Below are 18,878 nucleotides of genomic sequence, written 5' to 3'. Positions count from 1 at the left end.
GCGGCCATAGCGCCGTGGAACCACCTGATCCCATGCCGAACTCAGAAGTGAAACGCGGTAGCGCCGATGGTAGTGTGGCATTCGCCATGCGAGAGTAGGACACTGCCAGGCGCCCAATACAAGAAACCCCGCTCATCGAGCGGGGTTTTTTATTGCCTGCAATTCAGCAAATAGTCTGATAATTGGCCAGTGTTATCCCCTCCTTCCCCTGAATTCCAGATCATCCCATCAGTTTTACTCATAAAAAACGGCCTTGGCAGCGTAAAATGGCGCTTTATCTGGTCGGAGATAGCCCATGTTTTGTCCAAAATGCGGCGGTCAAACCCTGCAGAGCGTCAGCCCCAAAGAGTTTCGCTGTGGCTGCGGTTTTCATTTTTTCCAGAATGTGGCGACGGCGGTGATGGTGGCGCTTTGCTGGCAGGACGAGGTGCTGGTTGCGGTGAGAGCAGGCAATCCGGGCAAGGGGTTGCTGGATCTGCCTGGCGGATTTGTCGATCCCGGCGAGTCGCTGGAGGCGGCGCTGGTGCGCGAGTTGCAGGAGGAGCTGGGGCTCGATGTTAGCGCCCAACCTTTTACCTATCTCGGTTCCTTCCCCAATATCTACCCCTACGATGGCATCACCTATCACACTTGTGACACCTTTTTCGCCATCAAGCTGAGTGAAAAACCGGTCATCCAGCCGGCTGACGATGTGGCCGCCTGTCAGTGGCGGAAGATCAGCGATATTCCCTTGCCCCGCTTTGCTTTCGAATCGACGCGCACCGCGGTGGCGCGGCTGCAGCAATCCTCTTTGCAAGCCTGATCCCTGCTGATGACGATGGGGATTGGCAGCGACCATCCCTGTCTCATCCTTGTCCGCTTTTGTCTCGCAGACGCCATTCGTCAGACGGTGAGTGGTATAGTCAGCAGTGGATCCGGATTCAAGGAGCATATCGTGAAGAAGATCGTTCTCATCTTGCTCGGCATCGCCGTGGCGGCCTTGCTGGCCATAGTGACGCTGATAAGCCTTATCGACCCCAATCAATTCAAGCCCCAACTGGCTGAACAGGTGCGCAAGAGCACAGGCCGGGAACTGGTGATGGCGGGGGAGATTGACTGGCGTTTCTGGCCGAGCCTCGGCCTCTCGCTGGAAAAGGTCGCCCTGCGTAATCCGGCCGGTTTTGCCGAGCCGGATCTGGTTCGTTTCGAACAGGGGGAGGCCTCGGTGGCCCTGTTGCCGCTGCTCTCACATCGTCTGGAGATCGGCAAGGTGACCCTGAGTGGTGCCCATCTCTTTATCCAGACCAAGGCGGATGGCAGCTCCAATCTGAGCGGACTGATCAAGGATGCCACTGCTGATGCAAGCGAACCAGTCGTCCCCGCAACTCCTGCACCAACCGCTGATAGCAAGCCCTGGCAGATCAGCTTGCAGGGTGTCGCGCTCTCCCAGGCCAGTGCGCTGGTACAGGATGATCGCAGCGGCACCTCGCTGCGACTGGATCGCCTCGATCTCGATATGGGGCAGCTGGCCACCGATCAGTGGGTACCCGTGACGCTGGCCGCCAAGGGGAGTGCCGACAAGCTCGCTTTCGACGTTAAAGGACAGACCCAGATCAAGCTGGCGCAGGAGGTGATGGCCAGTGAACTGAAAGATCTGAGCCTCAGTGGCAGTCTGAGTGACCCGTCCCTGCGACTCGACAGTTTCTCCATCAAGGGAGACCGGTTGGCCTTAGGTGAGTGGAGCAACCTCACGTTGGCGCTGAAGGGTGCCAAGGTAGAGGGGCAGCAAGCTTCACTGGCTGGCTCGCTGGAAGGAACGCTCAAGGGAAGGCTCGATAAAGAGATGAAGCTGGCCGAGCTCTCCGATATGGTGCTGACGGCAGTGCTGGAAGGTGATGCGCTGCCACGCCCGCAGATGAAGCTGAAACTGGCCGGCTTTGCCCGCGCCGAGATCGACAAGCAGTTGATTACCCTGAGCAAGCTGGTGATGAGTGCCGATGAGGCGCTGCTGAGTGGTGATGGAACCGTGCAGCTTGGCGCTGTTCCCTCGATCAGCTTCGATCTCAAGGGGGAGAAGCTGGATCTCGACAAATGGCTCGCCAAATCGGCACCGACCACGACCGCACAGGCGAAAGAGGACAAACCGGCGGCCGGTGCTTCCAATGCCGCTGCAAGTGACAATAAAGCGGTAACCGGCAAGAGCGAAGCCCTCTCCGCGGTTGAACCGGATCTGGGCGCGCTCAAAGGTCTGGATCTGGATGGTCGGTTGCAACTTGGTAGCCTGCGCCTGAAAGGGCTGGATCTCGGTACTGTCGATCTGCAGGTGGTTTTGGCCAAGGGACTGCTGACGCTCAAACAGTTCAGCGCGACCGTGGCGGGCGGTCAGGTAAGCGCGAAAGGGGTTCTCGACGCACGCCAGCAACCCGCCACCTACAAGGTGCACAAGCAGGTGGCCGGAGTGAACATTCGTCCCTTGCTGCAGACTCTGGCCCAGAGCGATCTGCTGGAGGGTAAGGGCGATCTCGATGTGCATGTGCAGGGGCGTGGTCTCTCTCCTCTGGCACTGCGCAACGGAATGCAGGGCAAGATAACCTTGAAACTGAGCGACGGTGCCCTGCACGGCATCAACCTGCCGGAGATGATCCGCGAGGCGCGGGCCACCCTCACCGGCAAGGGAGCCGAGCAGGTGAAGGAGGCGCGCAAGACCGACTTCAGCGCCCTCACCGCCAGCTTCCAGATTGCCGACGGCATCGCCCGCAGCAACGACATCCAGCTCTTTGCCCCGGCCTTGCGGGTCAAGGGCGAGGGGCAGACGGCGCTGGTGCCGGAGAGCCTCGACTTCCTGTTCCTCACCTCCATTGTCGAGAGCAGCAAGGGGCAGGGGGGCAAGGATGTGGATGAGCTGAAGGAGATCACCATTCCGGTGCGGATCGGCGGTCACTGGCAGGCCCCCAGCTACCAGCTCGACGTGAAGGCACTGCTCAGCAACAACAAATTGCTGGAGGATAAGGCGCGCAAGGAGGCCGAACGCGGCCTCAAGAAGCTGCTGGGTGACAAGGCCGACAACGATGCCGTCAAAGGTGTGGCCGACCAGCTGCTCAAGGGACTGTTCAAATAGGTGACGGTTCACATGGCTGGCGGGAGCCGCGCCAATGCCGTTAGCGGTTGACCGGATGTCAGCGCCATTGAAGAATGGCGCTGACATTTTTTATGGCGCAGTGACCTGCTGCGCCTTGATCCGGAGTCATCTCGAGTTGAACCCATGCGCCTGATCCTGCTGCTCTGCTCCCTGATCTGCTGCGGCATGGCGTATCCCGTGCTGGCCGGGCCGCTGGCGGATCGTCTGGCGGGCGAGCTGGCCAGGCAGGTTCCCGAACAGGCGCTGCCTCTTGACGAGGTGCAGCGGCTCGACCGGCGCCTGATTGCTCCCGACTCCCTTCAGCCCGCCTGGCAGCGCTATCCGCTGCGCCAGTTGCAGGCGATCTATCGCTACCAGCAGGAGTGCGGGACAGAGAATGACTTGCCTGCCGAGTGGTTGCCGCTGCTGCGGGCGCTTTGCGGCCAAGGGGCTGCGCCCTCGACCAGCTGGTTTGCCGCTCACCCCGTCTATCCGTTGGGCGGCTCCAGTGCGGCTCGCTGGCAGGTTGGTCATCCAGCGGCTGGGCTCAACCATCTGCTCCATGTGCGGGAGCGGCGCGACCGGTTGGGGCAGCTTGGCGAGCTCGATAATGACAACCTCGACGCCCTGCTGCGGGGGGAGCGCTGGCTGCTGCAATCCGGCCAGCTCTGGCTGCTTGCCGATGGGCAGTGGCGTCGTTACGGTGCCGGGCAGTGGCAGCCGCTGGCCGAGCGGCTTGGCGTGACGCTGGATAGTCGTACCGCTGGTACTTGTGAAGAACGAGTCGGAGCGGTCTGCTTCAATACTCGCCCCACGCTTGGCTGGCAGTGGCTGGCGCTGGCCAGCACGCTTGGCTTTATCCTGCTGCTCGGGTGGGCCAGCTGGCAGCGCTGGCGCCTGCTGCGGGAGCGGCGCGTCGCGTTGCAGATGCTGACCCACGAGCTGCGCACTCCCATCATGGCGCTCTCCGGCATCAGCGAGGAGCTGCGCCACGATTTCGACCGGCTCCCCCCTTCCGCCCAGCAGAGCGTGGGTCAGCTGCTGGGCAGCGTCGCCCGTCTGCATCAACTGGCACAGGCGAGCCGTCACTATCTGGCGGCAGAGACCCTCGAGGATGAGCGAGTGGCGGTCAGTCTGGCCGAATGGCTCACCCTGGCCTGCGAGCGGCATGGTGCCACCTTCTGCCTTGAGCGGGAGATGACTCTGGCGCTCCCCTTCTACTGGCTCGATCTCGCCCTCGACAATTTGCTGCGCAACGCCAGCCAGCATGGCTGTGCACCGGTTCGGATCTGTGCCAGCTGGCAGGCGGGGCGTTTGATCCTCGCGGTCAGCGATGGCGGCGAGCTGCCAAATTACCGGCTCGCTACCCTGCTGCGCCGCGGTGCCCGTGCCGATGGTCTGGGGCTGGGGCTTGCCATCGTACGCCATCTGCTGCGCCGTCTTGGCGGGTGCCTCACCCTTTCCGGCCCGCCCACCACCTTTACCCTGACGCTGCCCTGCCAGCTCTGGAGCGACACCGAATCATGAAGACCATCCTGCTTGTCGAAGACGAGGCGCTGCTGGCGGAGAACCTGCAACGCTATCTGACCCGCGAAGGGTATCGCTGCCTCTGGTGCGACACCCTGGCTGCGGCGGAGCAGCAGTGGCTGGCGGCGGATCTGGTGCTGCTGGATCGCTCCATGCCGGAGGGGGATGCCCTCGACTGGCTACCCCAGTGGCTGGCGCGCAAGGCGCTGCCGGTGATCGTGCTCACCGCCAGGGTGGAGGTGAGCGATCGGGTAGCCGGGCTCGATGCGGGGGCGCGCGACTACCTGACCAAGCCCTTCTCCCACGACGAGCTGCTGGCGCGGATCCGGGCCCAGCTGCGCCAGTTGGGCGATGGCACTCAGGCGGTGGGCGGCTTGCAGCTCCACCCCGCCCGGATGCAGGCGAGCTGGAAGGATGCGGAGGTGAGTTTTACCCCCACCGAGTTTGCCCTGCTCACCCTGCTGGTGCGGATGGCGGGGCGGGTGTTGAGCCGGGAGGAGATCCTCAACCGGGTATGGGGCTATCAGGCGTTCCCCTCCACCCGCACGGTTGATACCCATATCCTGCAGCTGCGTCAGAAGCTACCCGGGCTGGCCATCGAGACGGTGCGCGGCATCGGCTACCGGCTGGAGGTGCCAGCGTGAAGCGTGCAACACCGGCTGCGCTGTTGTTGGTTCTAAGCACTGGCAGCGTTATGGCAACTGATCGCGCCGACCCGCTGCAACCGGCTACGTTGGCGCTGTTGCAGGGGGATAACCGGCACGCATGGCAATCTTTGCTGCAGGCATGGCCTGCGCTCAACAGCGATGCCGAGCGCCGTAGCTGGCAAGGGATGCTGGCCGCGCTGAGTGCCCAGCACTGCAGCAAGGATTTCCCGCTCACTCTGCCTGATGGGGTGAGCGAGCTGCGGCTTGAGCTGATCCAGCGCGATGCGCCGCTGCTGCGGGACTATCGGGTGCAGCTGACCGGTGAGGGGCCCATCACCGCCGCGGAACTTGTCGATCCCGCTGGCCGTGACCGACTGGCTGGCGCCCAGTGGGAGGCGGAAGAGAATAAAGGGGTCAGGGTCGTGGGGGCCGACCTGCCGACCTCTTTACCAGCCGGACTTTATCAACTGCGGCTGGCGGTGGCGGGCAAGGAGTGGCAGGTGGCGCTGCCGCTGCCTGCGGTGCAGGATCTGGACTGGCTCTCCCGCTCGCCGCTGGCGGTGACCAATCCCCCCGCCAATCCCGCTTCGTGCACTCCGCTCAGGCTTGAGCAGACGGTGCTGGCCCGCCCGCAATACTCACTGCTCTGGTGGAACCGTCTGCCTCTCGATGGCAAGGTGGGTTGGCCTGCCACCACGCCCGACAGCTGGCGAACCCTCTCGCTGGTGCAGACTAGCCAGCGTGGCCAGCTGGTGTTGCAGTTAAGCCACAGTCAGGCAGGGCCGGTGGAGTGATACCAAGGGATTGAGTCGTTGCTATCTGTGATGGATGGCCAGCTTTGGGCACAGATTGTTTCGCTGGTGCAATGGCAGTCAATTTTTGCTGATGTTATTTGCAACAATCGGCCAGTGGATGGTGGTAGATATCAAATGGGACATGGCTGAGAGGAGCCTCCGCCGCCAATCTGTGCTTAATCCTGACATTGGCCTGACAATCTCAGGCTGCCGATCTGCTGAAATGCAATTCCCGTGTGTTATCAGGAATCACCGACCATGACTCTTCTTCCCGTGCTAACGAGCCGGATACGCCCGCTGCTGTTGTTGGCGCCGCTGTTCTCCCTGCCTGCCGAGGCGTTGACCCTGGCCAACGATCAGTGGCGCATCGAGCTGGATCCCGCCACCCTGGCGGCCGAGGCTGTGCTGCCCTCGGGCCAGTACCTTGCCATCTCTTCTCCCGGCCCGCGCCAGCCGGTCACCGCCTTGCAGCAGGAGGGGGAGCGTGCCAGCTGGCTGACCCGTGCCGATGGCGAGGTGCGTGCCTTGGCTCGCCTTGAGGGTAACCGTCTGATCCTTACCCTCAGCCGTGCGAGTGCTGGCGAGCTGGTGTGGCCGCGGGTACCGGCAGGGGCGCAGGCGCTGATGCTGCCGATCCACGAGGGATTCCGCATTCCGGCTACGCACACTGCGTGGCGCAAGGCGCTGGCGCAGGAGTATCAGGGGATCAACACCACGGATAATCTGACCCTGCCGGTGGTTGGGCTGGATCACGGCGATCAGCAGTTGGCGATCCTCTTTGCCAACCCTTTCAACAACCGGCTCACCTTTGCTCCGAAGAAAGATGGCATTGCCCTCACCGCGACCCATAGCGTCAATCGCCTCAATCGGGCTGACCCCTATGAGGTGGCAGTGTCGTTGCAACCGGGCAACGACTGGCTGGCGGCGGCCAAGGCCTATCGCAGCTGGTTGCAGGAGCGGGGTGAACTGGTCTCGCTCGAGAGCAAGCTGGCGGCAGTAAAGGATGGCAAGCGGCTGATCGGCGCCTCTCACCTCTATCTCTGGGGTGAGCGACTGCTGGTGCCACAGGATGTGAAGAGCTGGCCCGCGCTGCGCCGCCTGATCCCCGCCGACTGGCTCAAGGGGGAGAGCAAGCGTGCGCTGCAAGCGCCCTATCTGGCCCGCAACCGCTACCTGCAAAATTTGGTGCTGACCGGGGTAGAGCAGGCGCTGGCGCTGCGCCATCCGGGTCAGCAACCGGCCGATTTCGCCGCCCGGCGCACGCTGGCGGCCACGCAACTGGGCGCTGCTCTCAACGAGCCACAGAGCTGGGGCGATGGCAGCTCGGCCAAGATGATCGCCGCTCTCAAGCAGGCTGGACTACCCAAACTCTGGCTGGGTCTGCCCCAGTGGACCGCCGGTTTTGCCGCGCCAGAGGGGATAGCGCTTGCCAAACAGGCGGGCTATCTCATCGCTCCCTATGACTCCTACGATACCGCGCTGCCGGAGGGGAATCGCCAGCAGAGCTGGCTCACCGCCCAGATGGGGCAGGATATTTATCTGCGCTGCGGCATCATGCAGGAGAACGGCCGGCGCAAGAGCGGCTTTCAAAATAGCGGCGTCTACACCAATCAGGCCTGTGTGCGCCCGGTGATGGAGCAGCGAGTGCCCAAATTGCAGCAGGCGAGCCACTACAACAGCTGGTTCCTCGATGTGGCGGCGACCGGCATGGTGTTTGACGACTTCGACCCGGCCAAGCCGACCACTCAGGCGCAGGATGCGCAAAACCGGATGGCCGGGATGGCGTGGATTGCCAGGAGTCAGGGTGTGCTGGTGGGCTCCGAGGAGGGCGGCGCGGTTGCCAACCGCACCGCGGCCTTTGCCCATGGCCCCCAGACCAGCGGCTTTGGCTGGCAGGATCCCGATATGCGCCGCAACAAGCGCTCTCCCTACTATCTGGGGGCCTGGTATCCCGACTATCAGCCTGCGTTCTTCTTTCGCCAGAGCCGCCTCAAGCCCGAGTATCAGGGGCTCTACTTCGATCCGGCGCTGCGGTTGCCGCTGCTCCAGAGCGTCTTTCACGACAGCATAGTGACCACCCACCACTGGACGATGGATAGCCTCAAGTTCAAGGAGAGCCGTCAGGTCACCGAACTGTTGCAGCAGCTCTACAACGTGCCGCCCCTGCTCAACCTCAGTCTGGATAGCGCCAGCGCGCGCATTCCCTATCTCAAGGGGCTCGATGCCTTCTTCCGCCCGCTGCATGAGCGGCTCTACAACCAGTCCCTCACCGGTTTTCGCTGGCTCGATAAAAGAGGTGTGGTGCAGCAGAGCGAGTTTGCCGATGGCACCAGATTGGTGGCCAACTTCGGCCCGGCCACCGAGCTGGCGGGGATAAAACTGGCCGCTCAAAGCGTGTTGGCGCTGTTGCCCGATGGCAGTCAGCAGCAGTTTGTCTCGCAATCAGATGGAGCGCGTTGAAGTTGGAGCTGGTTGGTTTAGGTACTATCGTGGCGGGTAGCGATCGTGAAACTGATAGTGGAATAACAAGGATGCTTAATGAACAAACATGTGTTGATCACCGGGGGCAGTAGAGGAATTGGTGCTGCCACCGCCCGTTATCTGGCGGGGCAGGGATATAACCTTTGTATTAACTATCGGTGTGACCGGCAGGCCGCCGATGCGTTGGTGGCAGAGATTAAGGCTAACTTTGCTGTCTCCTGCATAGCCGTGCAGGCGGATATCAGCATCGAGGCTGAGGTGGTACATCTGTTTGAAGAGATGGACGAGCGACTCGGGGTGATCACTCATCTGGTGAACAATGCAGGGCTCTTGCAACCACAGATGAAAGTGATGGAGATGAGCGCTGAGCGCATCAACAAGACTTTGACCACCAATGTGACCGGCTATTTTCTTTGCTGTCGTGAGGCTGTACGGCGTATGGCTGTGGGCAGCGCCATTGTCAATGTATCCTCTGCCGCTGCCCGTTTGGGTTCGGCAGGTGAGTATGTAGATTATGCGGCTTCCAAGGGAGCGATCGATGTGCTGACCAAGGGGTTATCGTTGGAGGTCGCGGCAAAGGGAATACGAGTCAATGGTGTGCGTCCCGGCTTTATCTATACCGAAATGCATGCCGACGGTGGTGAGCCAGACCGTGTCGACAGGGTAAAGGGTCTGATCCCCTTGCAACGGGGCGGCCAACCAGCCGAGGTGGCGGCCGCTATTGCGTGGTTGTTATCGGACGAAGCCTCCTACGCTACCGGCACCTTCATCGATCTTGCCGGTGGACGCTAGAGCTTGATGCTACCGCTTATATCTGGATAAAAAAGGGGGCGCCCAAGCGCCCCTTTCTCGTTGAACCTGCTTTGGTTTATCTCACTCCCCCAGCAGCTTGTGCCAGACGGCGAGCACATGGCTGCGTTCGTTTTGCAGCTGATCGTCGCTCACCTTGCGGGAGATCTCCGAGAGGTTGAGGCGATGGCCGAGGTTGCGGATCTCCAGATAGGCCTGCTTCAGCCCCTCCGCCTGCTCCAGGGTCAGCACCCCCGCCATGACGCACTCATCGAAGATGCGCACGTTATCGGACCAGCGGGTGAGGGCATCGGGCTCGCCGCAGGCGTGGGCCAGTACCAGATACTGGGCGATAAACTCGATATCCACCATGCCGCCGGGGGACTGCTTGAGGTCGAACTCGCCAGCACCGGCCTTGAGCAGGTGATCCCGCATCTTGTGGCGCATCTCGCGCACCTCGCGGACCAAGGTCGGCAGCTCCCGCTCCTTGGCCAGCACATCGCGGCGGATGCGGGCAAACTCGGCAACGATGGTGTCATCGCCATAGATAGGACGAGCCCGCACCAGCGCCTGATGCTCCCAGGTCCACGCCTCGTTTTGCTGGTACTGCTCATAGGCCGAGAGGGACGAGACCAGCAGGCCGGAGTCACCGGAGGGACGCAGCCGCATATCTATCTCGTAAAGGATGCCGGATGGGGTACGGGTGCTGAACAGGTGCAGGATCCGCTGCGCCAGACGCAGGTAGAACTGGCGACTGTCGATGGGCTTGCGACCATCTGTGTAGCTGTTGGGATCGCCGCCGTGCAGGAACACCAGATCGAGATCCGAGCCGTAGCCGAGCTCAATGCCGCCCAGCTTGCCATAGGCCACCACCGCAAAACCGCGCTGGCCGCTTAACGCCACCTCGGGCGGTACCCCGTAGCGTTCACTCATCTGGGCCCACGCCTGATTGACCACCTCTTCGGTGATCGCCTCCGCGAGCCAGGTGAGGTGGTCGCTCACCTTCATCAGCGGCAGGGCGCCGGCGATGTCGGCCGCCACGATGCGCAGCAGCTGCACCTGTTTGAACTGGCGCAGCGCCTCCATCTGCTGCTCCACGTCCTCTTCGGGGATGCGCAGCAGGAACTGGCGCAGCTGGGGCTTGTACTGATCGAGCGGGGTGGGGTGGTAGAGGTGCTGGGGATCGAGCAGCTCGTCCAGCAGGATGGGGTAGCGGGCCAGCTGCTCGCTCACCAGATGGCTGGCATCACACAGCCGCACCAGCTGGCGCAGGGCGCCCGGATTTTCCGCCAGCAGCTGCAGATAAGCGCTGCGGGTGAAGATGCGGGTCAGCAGCTCACAGACCCGCTCGAACAGACGGGCGGGCTGCTCGCTGGCCACCACCAGTCGCAGCAGCTCCGGCATCAGCCAGTCCAGCGCGATGCGCCCCTGCGGCCCCACCTGACGGCGTTTGTACTCCTCCTTGAAACGCAGCAGCGCGGCGCAGAGCGGAGCGGGCTCGACGACCCCTTGAGCAGTCAGCAATTTTTCCAGCTCGGCGGCGTCGAGCTCGGTGCGCCAGAGATCGAGCCAGAGCTGCTCCAGATGGACGGGTGCCTCTTTCTCTTCCCCCACCACGGCGGCGAACTCCTGATGGACGGCGGCCATCTCCTCATCCAGATAAGCCATAAAGGTGCCCCAGTCGGCAAAGCCGAGGGCGGCGATCAGCCGCTGGCGATCCCGCTCCTCGGTGGGCAGGGTCTGGGTCTGTTGATCGCCGATCTCCTGCAATATGTTCTCGACCCGGCGCAAGAAGCGATAGGCCGCCAGCAAGCGATCGCAATGGGCAGATTCGAGGGCGCCACATTGGGCGATGGCGGCCAGCGCTTCGGGCAGGTGACGCACCCGCAGTGCAGGTTCACGACCGCCGCGAATAAGCTGCAGCGCCTGGGCGATAAACTCCACTTCACGGATGCCGCCAGCCCCCAGCTTGATGTTGCCCTCCAGCCCCTTGCGGCGCACCTCGGCGGCGATCATCGCCTTCATCTGGCGCAGACCGTCGATAACGCCGAAGTCGATATAGCGGCGAAACACGAAGGGGCGCAGCATCTCGGCCAGCTCCACTGCGTGTTCGCACTGGGGCCCCAGTACCCGCGCCTTGACCATGGCGTAGCGCTCCCAGTTGCGACCGTGATGCTGGTAGTAATCCTCCATGGCTGCGAAGGAGATGGCGAGCGGCCCCGCATCGCCAAAGGGGCGTAAGCGCATATCGACCCGGAACACCTGACCATCCTGGGTGGGCTGGTGGAGGGCGTTGATGATGCGCTGACCGAGCTTGATAAAGAACTGCTGGTTGGCCAGCTCGCGCCGCCCGCCGACCGTGTAGCCATTTTCAGGGAAGGTGAAGATAAGGTCGATGTCCGAGGAGAAGTTCAGCTCGCCACCGCCCAGCTTGCCCATACCGAGGATAAGCAGCGGTTGCGGGTTGCCGTTGCCGTCCATCGGGGTGCCCAGTTCGCCACACTGTTTGGTGTAGAGCCAGTCGCGGGCAGAGCAGATCAGGGCATCCGCCAGTTTGGTGAGGTGGATAAAGCTCTCTTCTACTTCAGCGTGGCCCAGCAGCTCGCGCCAGGCGATCACCAGCATGCGGCTGCGGCGGAACTGGCGCAGGATGCGCTTGAGCGCCTCTTCATCGCTTACCTCGGCGAGCAGGGCGGTCAGCTCGTGCTGGTAAGCGGGCCAGCGTTCGGTTCGTTCGAGATCACCGGAGGCGAGCAGTTCGGTCAGCAACTCCGGCTGTTTGAAGAGGGAGTCGGCGACAAAATCGGAGAGGCCGAGCAGGGTCAGCAGGGGCTGGCGAACGGGCTCGGGCTGGTTGCCATAGTCGGGGGCCAGTTCGATCAGCCGTTGCCATTGGCGCTCGGCCTGTTCTTGCAGCAAGGGGGAGAGGGCAGAGAAAGAGGGAGAGTGCTGGGCCACGGTTGCCGTCCTTGTGGTTCACGACAGCGGGTTAACTACACGGGGTTAACAACGCTGCCGATTCAAAATGGTGGCTGCCAATCTAGCACTGTCAGGCCCCCGCGTCACAGCGCAGGGGCGAGAAGCATGATCTGGCAAATAAAAATGGGCTCCCTGTCGGGAGCCCATCGGATTGCACTGGTCATTATCAGTGGCTGTCGACCCAGACGAACTTGAGGACGAACAGCAGGGCCACCACCAGCACGCAGGGGTTGATTTCGCGCCAGCGGCCGGTGCCCGCCTTCATCACGCAGTAGGAGATAAAGCCCACGGCGATCCCCTCGGTGATGGAGAAGCTGAACGGCATCATGACGGCGGTCATAAAGGCCGGTACCGCTTCTGTCAGATCTTCCCACTTCACCCGGGTCAGCTCGGAGCACATCAGCACGCCCACATAGATAAGGGCGCCAGCGGCGGCATAGGCCGGCACCATGGCGGCGACCGGAGAGAAGAAGATAGCCAGCAGGAACAGCAGGCCGACCACGATGGCGGTCAGACCGGTACGGCCGCCGACGGCGACGCCGGAGCTGCTCTCGATAAAGGCGGTAACCGAGGAGGTTCCCATGAAAGCTCCGCCGACGGAGCTGACGCTATCGACCATCAGCGCCTGTTTCATGCGCGGGAAGTGGCCCTTGTCATCGGCCAGCTTGGCGCGGTTGGTTACGCCGATCAGGGTGCCGGAGGAGTCGAACAGGTTGACCAGCATAAAGGAGAAGATGATCCCGGCGAGGCTGATATCGAGCGAGCCCATCAGATCCAGCTGGCCGAACACCGGCTCGATGCTGGGGGGCATGGAGACAAAGCCCTTGAAGGTGACATCGCCAAACAGCCAGCCCAGACCGGTAGTGACCACGATGGCGATCAGCACGGCGGAGTGGACGCCGCGAGCGGAGAAGATGCAGATCAGGAAGAAACCGAGCAGCCCCAGCAGGCAGGGCAGGGAGGTGAGGTTGCCCACGGTCACCATGGTGGCCGGGCTCGCGACCACAATCCCGGCGTTGTGCAGGCCGAGCAGGGCGATCAGCAGACCGATACCGGCGGTGATGCCAACCCGCAGGGTGAGCGGAATGTTGCCGATAAGCCAATAGCGCACCCGCAGCAGGGTGAGGATCAACAGACCCATGGCGCCCCAGAAGATGGTGCCCATGCCCACTTGCCAGGAGTAGCCCATACCTGCAACCACCACGAAGGCGAAGAAGGCATTGAGGCCCATGGCGGGGGCCAGCGCGATGGGCAGGTTGGCTAACAGGCCCATCAGGATGCTGCCGATACCGGCGATGAGGCAGGTGGTGACGAACACGGCCTGGGTGTCCATGCCCGCCGCAGAGAGGATCTGCGGGTTGACGAACACGATATAGACCATGGTCAGGAAGGTGGTGATACCGGCGATCACTTCGGTGCGGGCGGTAGTGCCATGGCCTTGCAGGGCAAACAGGCGCTCAAGCAATCCTTGCCCGGCGGCCTGATTGGCAGCTTGGTGTTGTTGATTCATATTGGATTCCAATAGGTGACGTGAAATAAGCAGCAGGGGAACGGGCTATCCCATCCATGCGGGGTAAATTGCCCTGTTTCTGGCGGTTAAGTAACCAGACTCGTCCTGATACCGTGACAGCGCGCACATTTTTACACAGGCGGCGCCGTTTACAAACCCCGGATCTGCGAAGCAGATCAATGAATAGAGTAAAATTCAAACGTTTGCTTTTTGAGCATGAAAAAAGGTTCTCAACAGAGAACCTTTTATCGAAAATTGGGGGCTTACAGGGTTTTGAAGTAGCGCTCGACCAGCTGGGCCAGTACCGAGTCGAGCCGGTCTTGAACTTCACCCAGTTCGCGGCCGAAGCGGCGCAGAAACAGGCTTGCCTGCTCTTCGGTCAGCTTGCGCCCCTCGATAAAGAACTCCTGCTCCGGCAGTCGCTTGTCGTAGCGGGGGATCAGCACCCAGCTCACCAGCTCGGGCTCCACGGCGGCAAAAATCTTGGCGGCAGCGGCACAGAAGGTCTCTATGTGCTCCTTGCCATCCGGCCCGAGGCAACCCGGTTCAACCCGGATCTGGATGGTGAGTTTTTTCTCTATGGGGGTCGTCATCGTGCTACATCCATGCAAAGGCATCCGTCTAGGATTGTAAGTCAAAAGGCAACAGAAAGGGGAGCCGAAGCTCCCCTCAACACGCAGTCAGCCTTATTTGGCGATGCGCTTGTACTTGGCGCGATGGGGCTGGATCGCCTCGGCGCCGTAGGTCTTCTTCTTCCACTCTTCGTATTCGGTAAAGTTACCTTCGAAGAACTCGATCTTGCCCTCATCCTGATAGTCCAGGATGTGAGTGGCGATACGGTCGAGGAACCAGCGGTCGTGGGAGATGACCATGGCACAACCCGGGAACTCCAGCAGGGCGTTCTCGAGGGCGCGCAGGGTTTCGATATCCAGATCGTTGGTCGGTTCATCCAGCAGCAGCACGTTGCCGCCGGTCTGCAGCAGCTTGGCCAGGTGCAGACGACCGCGCTCACCACCGGAGAGTTCGCCAACCCGCTTCTGCTGGTCGGAACCCTTGAAGTTGAAGCGGCCGATATAGGCGCGGCTCGGGAACTCGTAGTTGCCGATGCGCAGGATATCCTGACCGTCAGCGACCTCTTCGAATACCGTCTTCTTGTCATCCATGCTGTCGCGGAACTGATCGACAGAGGCCAGCACCACGGTTTCACCCAGGGTGATGGCGCCGGAATCCGGCTGCTCCTGACCCGACATCATGCGGAACAGGGTCGACTTACCGGCACCGTTCGGGCCGATGATGCCGACGATGGCACCCTTCGGAATGGCAAACGACAGATCGTCGATCAGTACACGATCACCGTAGGATTTGCGCAGGTTGGCCACTTCCACCACCTTGTCGCCGAGGCGGGGTCCGGGCGGAATGAACAGCTCGTTGGTCTCGTTGCGCTTCTGGTAGTCGTTGGTGTTGAGCTCTTCGAAGCGAGCCATACGGGCCTTGGACTTGGCCTGACGTCCTTTCGGGTTTTGACGAACCCACTCCAGCTCTTTCTCGATGGACTTGCGGCGAGCCGCTTCGGAACTGGCTTCCTGCGCCAGACGTGCGTCCTTCTGCTCCAGCCAGGAGGAGTAGTTGCCTTCCCACGGGATACCTTCGCCGCGGTCCAGTTCCAGGATCCAGCCTGCCACGTTGTCGAGGAAGTAACGGTCGTGGGTGATGGCCACAACAGTGCCTTCGTAGTCGTGCAGGAAGCGCTCCAGCCAGGCCACGGATTCCGCATCCAGGTGGTTGGTCGGTTCGTCCAGCAGCAGCATGTCCGGCTTTTCCAGCAGCAGACGGCAGAGTGCCACACGGCGGCGCTCACCACCGGAGAGGTGCTTGATCTTGGCATCCCAAGCTGGCAGGCGCAGGGCATCGGCCGCACGCTCCAGCTGGTTTTCCATGTTGTGGCCGCCCTGGGCCTGGATGATGGCCTCCAGCTCGCCCTGTTCGCGGGCCAGCTTGTCAAAGTCGGCATCCGGGTCGGCGTAGGCCGCATAGACCTCGTCCAGACGGGCCATGGCGCGCTTCACCTCGCCAACGGCCTCTTCGACCGCTTCGCGTACGGTCTGCTCTGGCTCCAGCTTCGGCTCCTGCGGCAGGTAGCCGATCTTGATGCCGGGCTGTGGACGGGCTTCCCCTTCGATCTCGGTATCGATGCCCGCCATGATGCGCAGCAGGGTCGATTTACCGGCGCCGTTCAGACCCAGCACGCCGATCTTGGCGCCCGGGAAGAAGCTCAAGGAGATGTTCTTGAGAATATGACGCTTGGGCGGCACTACCTTGCCGACCCGGTTCATGGTGTAAATAAATTGAGCCATTGGCTAATTCTCTTCCTTTTCAGCAGGTTAATGTCTTGGCATTAACAGACTGATGTCGTGGTGGGGCCAGGTCGACACAGGTCAACCGGGTTCCAAAAAACCCGTCGATTGTAAACCAACGGACGAGGGGGGGCAAAGGTGGCACCCGGCTATGTCCCCCCTTTGCCGCAGCGGTCACGCCTTGCTGCATCAGCCGTGCAATTTGGGCATGATGTGGGCTGCCGTTTTGTTCCGGAGCCGTCATGAACCCATCTCCTAAAGCCCCCTCGCTGGCCGCCTTTCTCTGCTCCATGGGATTGGACGCCGCGCTGAGCGAAGCCATCAGCCTGCGCTTGCCACGGCAGACACTGCGCGCCGGTCATGCACTGTTGGCGCAGGGGTCAGAGCAGGACGCTGCCTTCTATATCGAAGCGGGCATCGCTCGCGCCTGCCACTACACCCGGGACGGACAGGAGCGCTGCAAGGAGTTCTACTTCGAAGGGGAGCTCTGCCTGCTCTATGACAGCTGGCTTACGGGATCGCTCGCCCGCTACCAACTGGAGGCGCTGACGGAGTTGCAGGTGGTGCGGGTGCCGCTCGCCCTGCTGGATGAGCCCGTTTGGCAGCCGGTTTGCATGGCCCTGCTACGCCAGCAGCTCGGTTACAAGGAGCGCAAGGAGGCGTTTTTGCTGCTCCACTCCCCCGAGGAGCGCTATCGGGAGCTCTGTCACACCTTCCCTCACTGGCCGGCGCGGCTCACTCAGGTGCAGCTCGCCAACTATATCGGTATCAGTCCGGTCACTTTGTCACGGCTCCGCAGGCGCATTAACACGGGTTAATGCCGCTCTCCGACCATCCCCTCATGTTGCGCTATCCAAATGACGGATGAGGTGTGGATGATGTCGCTGTTTCTGTGGTCGCAACTGGTGGTGAGCCTGGCCTTGTTGCTCGATCTGTTGTCGTTTCAGTTGCGGGAGCGCCGCAGGATCCTGGCCTGTCTGGCCCTCTCCTGTGCCCTCAATGCCGGTCACTTTGCCCTGCTCGGGCAGTGGTCGGCCGCCAGCCTGTTGCTGCTGGCCAGCGTGCGCTTTGTTGTGAGTATCTGGCTGGTTCACCGCATCTTGATGTGGTTTTTCATGGGGTTGGCCTGTGCTGCGGCGCTAGCGACCTATCAGGGCCTGCTCTCATGGATCGGGCTGCTGGCGAGCCTGCTGCAAACCCGGGCCGCGTTTTGCCCGGATGATCGCCTGTTGCGGCGCTGGATGCTGCTCGGCACCCTCTGCTGGCTGGGTAACAACTTGCTGGTGGGCTCACCGGTCGCCGCGCTGATGGAGGGGCTGTTTCTGGTCAGCAATCTGGTGGGTTACTACCGTCACTATGGCTTCGATTATTGGGGGCGTGGCCGCCACAGTGGCCGCAGAAAGAGGCGTGTGCCGCCTTCCGATCGGGCGAGCTCCTGACCTCCCGCTCAGGGCTGCTTGTGGCCAGCGAAGTAGAGCACCCGTTTCACATACTCCCGGGTCTCGTCATAGGGTGGGATCCCGCCATAGCGTTCCACCGCTTTTTCCCCGGCATTGTAGGCTGCCGAGATCAGTACCCAGTCGCCATCGAAGCGGCGATCCAGCCATTTGAGATAACTGACGCCACCCTTGATGTTCTGGGCTGGATCGAATGGCCGGGTTACCCCGAACCGTTACTGGGTTTCGGGGATCAGCTGCATCAGCCCTTGGGCATTCTTCGGTGAAACGGCGCGGCTGTTGAGATTGGATTCGGCGATGGCAATCGCCAGCACCAGCCGGGCATCCACTTTGTGGTGTTTGGCGGCGTGACGCAGCATGGAGACCAGTTTCTGTTTGGCGGGTGGCTGGCGGGCAACCCAGGAGTCGACATTGAAGGGGGTGGAGGGGATCTGTGCCAGATAACCACCCTGACTGCCACGGATCCCCATGCCACACCTATCCCCCATAGGGGCATTGCCGATACGGGCGTTGTAGTAACGGGCGGCCTGTTGGTTGCCCAGGCGCATCGCCATGGCGAGGTAGCTGTTGGCCAGCTTGGCGCTGCGCACCGAGGTAGGGCCGGTGGCGAGCAGACGGCCGATCCGGAAATAACCTTCAGGGTTGCCGGTGCTGGCGGCGACACAGTAGAGGGCGATGGCCTTTTGCAGGTTGCCGTTGTGTTGGGCGTTCTGGCCCTGCTTGATCGCCGTCAGCGCCTTGGGGGCCTGTCTGAAATCCCTGCCTTGTGCTATCGCCCGCGGCGTACCTGCCAGTAACAACGACAAAAAAAGCAGCAAAAACAGTCCGTTTTCGCTGATGTACCTCATGGGTTATCTCCTGTTTGAGTACAGAAGATATAGAGGAACATGGCTGCTATCGCCACGAACCCAGTGGATCATGTTGTTATAGCGGGGGGATTTCAGAGAGCAAAACGGTATGGAACTTATAGGCTAGCCAATTGTGCCCTCAATCTAAAAATAGATTGCAAGGGACGTATTATTGGTCAGGCTGAGCTCCATCAGCTCCATCAGCTCCATCAGCTCCATCAGCTCCATCAGCTCCATCAGCTCCATCAGCTCCATCAGCTCCATCAGCTCCATCACCGCCATCACCGCCGTTGCCGCCGTTGCCGCCGTTGCCGCCGTTGCCGCCGTTGCCGCCGTTGCCGCCGTTGCCGCCGTTGCCGCCGTTGCCGCCGTTGCCGCCGTTGCCGCCGTTGCCG

14 protein-coding genes, 1 rRNA gene and 1 pseudogene are annotated in these 18,878 nt (G+C 61.8%); 11 read left to right on the top strand and 5 right to left on the bottom strand.

The features are described 5' to 3' along the window. The 8 genes from rrf to ACB035_RS20135 form a co-directional block, all read left to right on the top strand. A 5S ribosomal RNA gene (gene rrf / locus ACB035_RS20170) occupies positions 1-111 on the top strand; the annotation flags it as partial. Positions 112-295: 184 nt separating this feature from the next. Next, positions 296-802: an NUDIX domain-containing protein gene (locus ACB035_RS20165; RefSeq protein ID WP_158114216.1), complete on the top strand. Its 507-nt coding sequence runs from the start codon at positions 296-298 to the stop codon at positions 800-802. A 132-nt stretch (positions 803-934) separates the two neighbouring features. Beyond that, on the top strand, positions 935-3,097 hold the full coding sequence (locus ACB035_RS20160; protein ID WP_371168011.1) for an AsmA family protein: 2,163 nt from the start codon (positions 935-937) through the stop codon (positions 3,095-3,097). A gap of 144 nt (positions 3,098-3,241) precedes the next feature. Beyond that, positions 3,242-4,624, top strand: a complete 1,383-nt coding sequence (locus tag ACB035_RS20155; RefSeq protein ID WP_371168010.1) for a DUF3404 domain-containing protein — start codon at positions 3,242-3,244, stop codon at positions 4,622-4,624. Further along, positions 4,621-5,268, top strand: a complete 648-nt coding sequence (locus ACB035_RS20150) for a response regulator transcription factor (RefSeq protein WP_371168009.1) — start codon at positions 4,621-4,623, stop codon at positions 5,266-5,268. The genes ACB035_RS20155 and ACB035_RS20150 overlap by 4 nt, the downstream gene beginning before the upstream one ends. A gap of 50 nt (positions 5,269-5,318) precedes the next feature. Next, entirely contained in the window at positions 5,319-6,065 is a 747-nt protein-coding gene (locus ACB035_RS20145; RefSeq protein WP_371168008.1) for a DUF2861 family protein, read from the top strand. 258 nt (positions 6,066-6,323) lie between these two features. After that, on the top strand, positions 6,324-8,525 hold the full coding sequence (locus ACB035_RS20140; protein ID WP_371168007.1) for a glycoside hydrolase: 2,202 nt from the start codon (positions 6,324-6,326) through the stop codon (positions 8,523-8,525). A 78-nt stretch (positions 8,526-8,603) separates the two neighbouring features. Further along, positions 8,604-9,338 (top strand): SDR family oxidoreductase, encoded by a 735-nt coding sequence (locus tag ACB035_RS20135; RefSeq protein ID WP_371168006.1) that lies wholly within the window; start codon positions 8,604-8,606, stop codon positions 9,336-9,338. Positions 9,339-9,419: 81 nt separating this feature from the next. Here the strand turns inward: ACB035_RS20135 and glnE are convergent, their stop codons facing one another. From glnE to ettA, 4 genes are all read right to left on the bottom strand, one after another. After that, positions 9,420-12,293: a bifunctional [glutamate--ammonia ligase]-adenylyl-L-tyrosine phosphorylase/[glutamate--ammonia-ligase] adenylyltransferase gene (gene glnE, locus ACB035_RS20130; protein ID WP_371168005.1), complete on the bottom strand. Its 2,874-nt coding sequence runs from the start codon at positions 12,291-12,293 to the stop codon at positions 9,420-9,422. Positions 12,294-12,480: 187 nt separating this feature from the next. After that, positions 12,481-13,824, bottom strand: a complete 1,344-nt coding sequence (locus tag ACB035_RS20125) for an NCS2 family permease (RefSeq protein ID WP_005343409.1) — start codon at positions 13,822-13,824, stop codon at positions 12,481-12,483. A gap of 263 nt (positions 13,825-14,087) precedes the next feature. Continuing rightward, positions 14,088-14,417, bottom strand: a complete 330-nt coding sequence (locus tag ACB035_RS20120) for a hypothetical protein (RefSeq protein WP_371168004.1) — start codon at positions 14,415-14,417, stop codon at positions 14,088-14,090. A 93-nt stretch (positions 14,418-14,510) separates the two neighbouring features. Then, complete coding sequence (ettA, locus tag ACB035_RS20115) at positions 14,511-16,178, bottom strand: energy-dependent translational throttle protein EttA (RefSeq protein ID WP_005338959.1); 1,668 nt, start codon at positions 16,176-16,178, stop codon at positions 14,511-14,513. Between the two features lie 242 nt (positions 16,179-16,420). Here ettA and ACB035_RS20110 point away from each other — a divergent pair, with 242 nt between their 5' ends. Continuing rightward, complete coding sequence (locus tag ACB035_RS20110; protein ID WP_371168003.1) at positions 16,421-16,996, top strand: Crp/Fnr family transcriptional regulator; 576 nt, start codon at positions 16,421-16,423, stop codon at positions 16,994-16,996. Between the two features lie 57 nt (positions 16,997-17,053). Further along, complete coding sequence (locus tag ACB035_RS20105) at positions 17,054-17,617, top strand: YgjV family protein (RefSeq protein ID WP_371168002.1); 564 nt, start codon at positions 17,054-17,056, stop codon at positions 17,615-17,617. An 8-nt stretch (positions 17,618-17,625) separates the two neighbouring features. Here ACB035_RS20105 and ACB035_RS20100 read toward each other — a convergent pair. Beyond that, positions 17,626-18,483, bottom strand: a pseudogene (locus ACB035_RS20100) (lytic transglycosylase domain-containing protein). 172 nt (positions 18,484-18,655) lie between these two features. Here ACB035_RS20100 and ACB035_RS20095 point away from each other — a divergent pair. Then, positions 18,656-18,878, top strand: a 223-nt coding sequence (locus ACB035_RS20095; RefSeq protein WP_371168001.1) for a hypothetical protein, incomplete at its 3' end; no start/stop codon positions are given.

The sequence above is a fragment of the Aeromonas sp. S12(2024) genome, assembly GCF_041402305.1.
Lineage (GTDB): Bacteria > Pseudomonadota > Gammaproteobacteria > Enterobacterales > Aeromonadaceae > Aeromonas > Aeromonas veronii.
The sequence above is the reverse complement of the archived record's forward strand: the minus strand, read 5'-3'. Positions and strand labels throughout refer to the sequence as shown.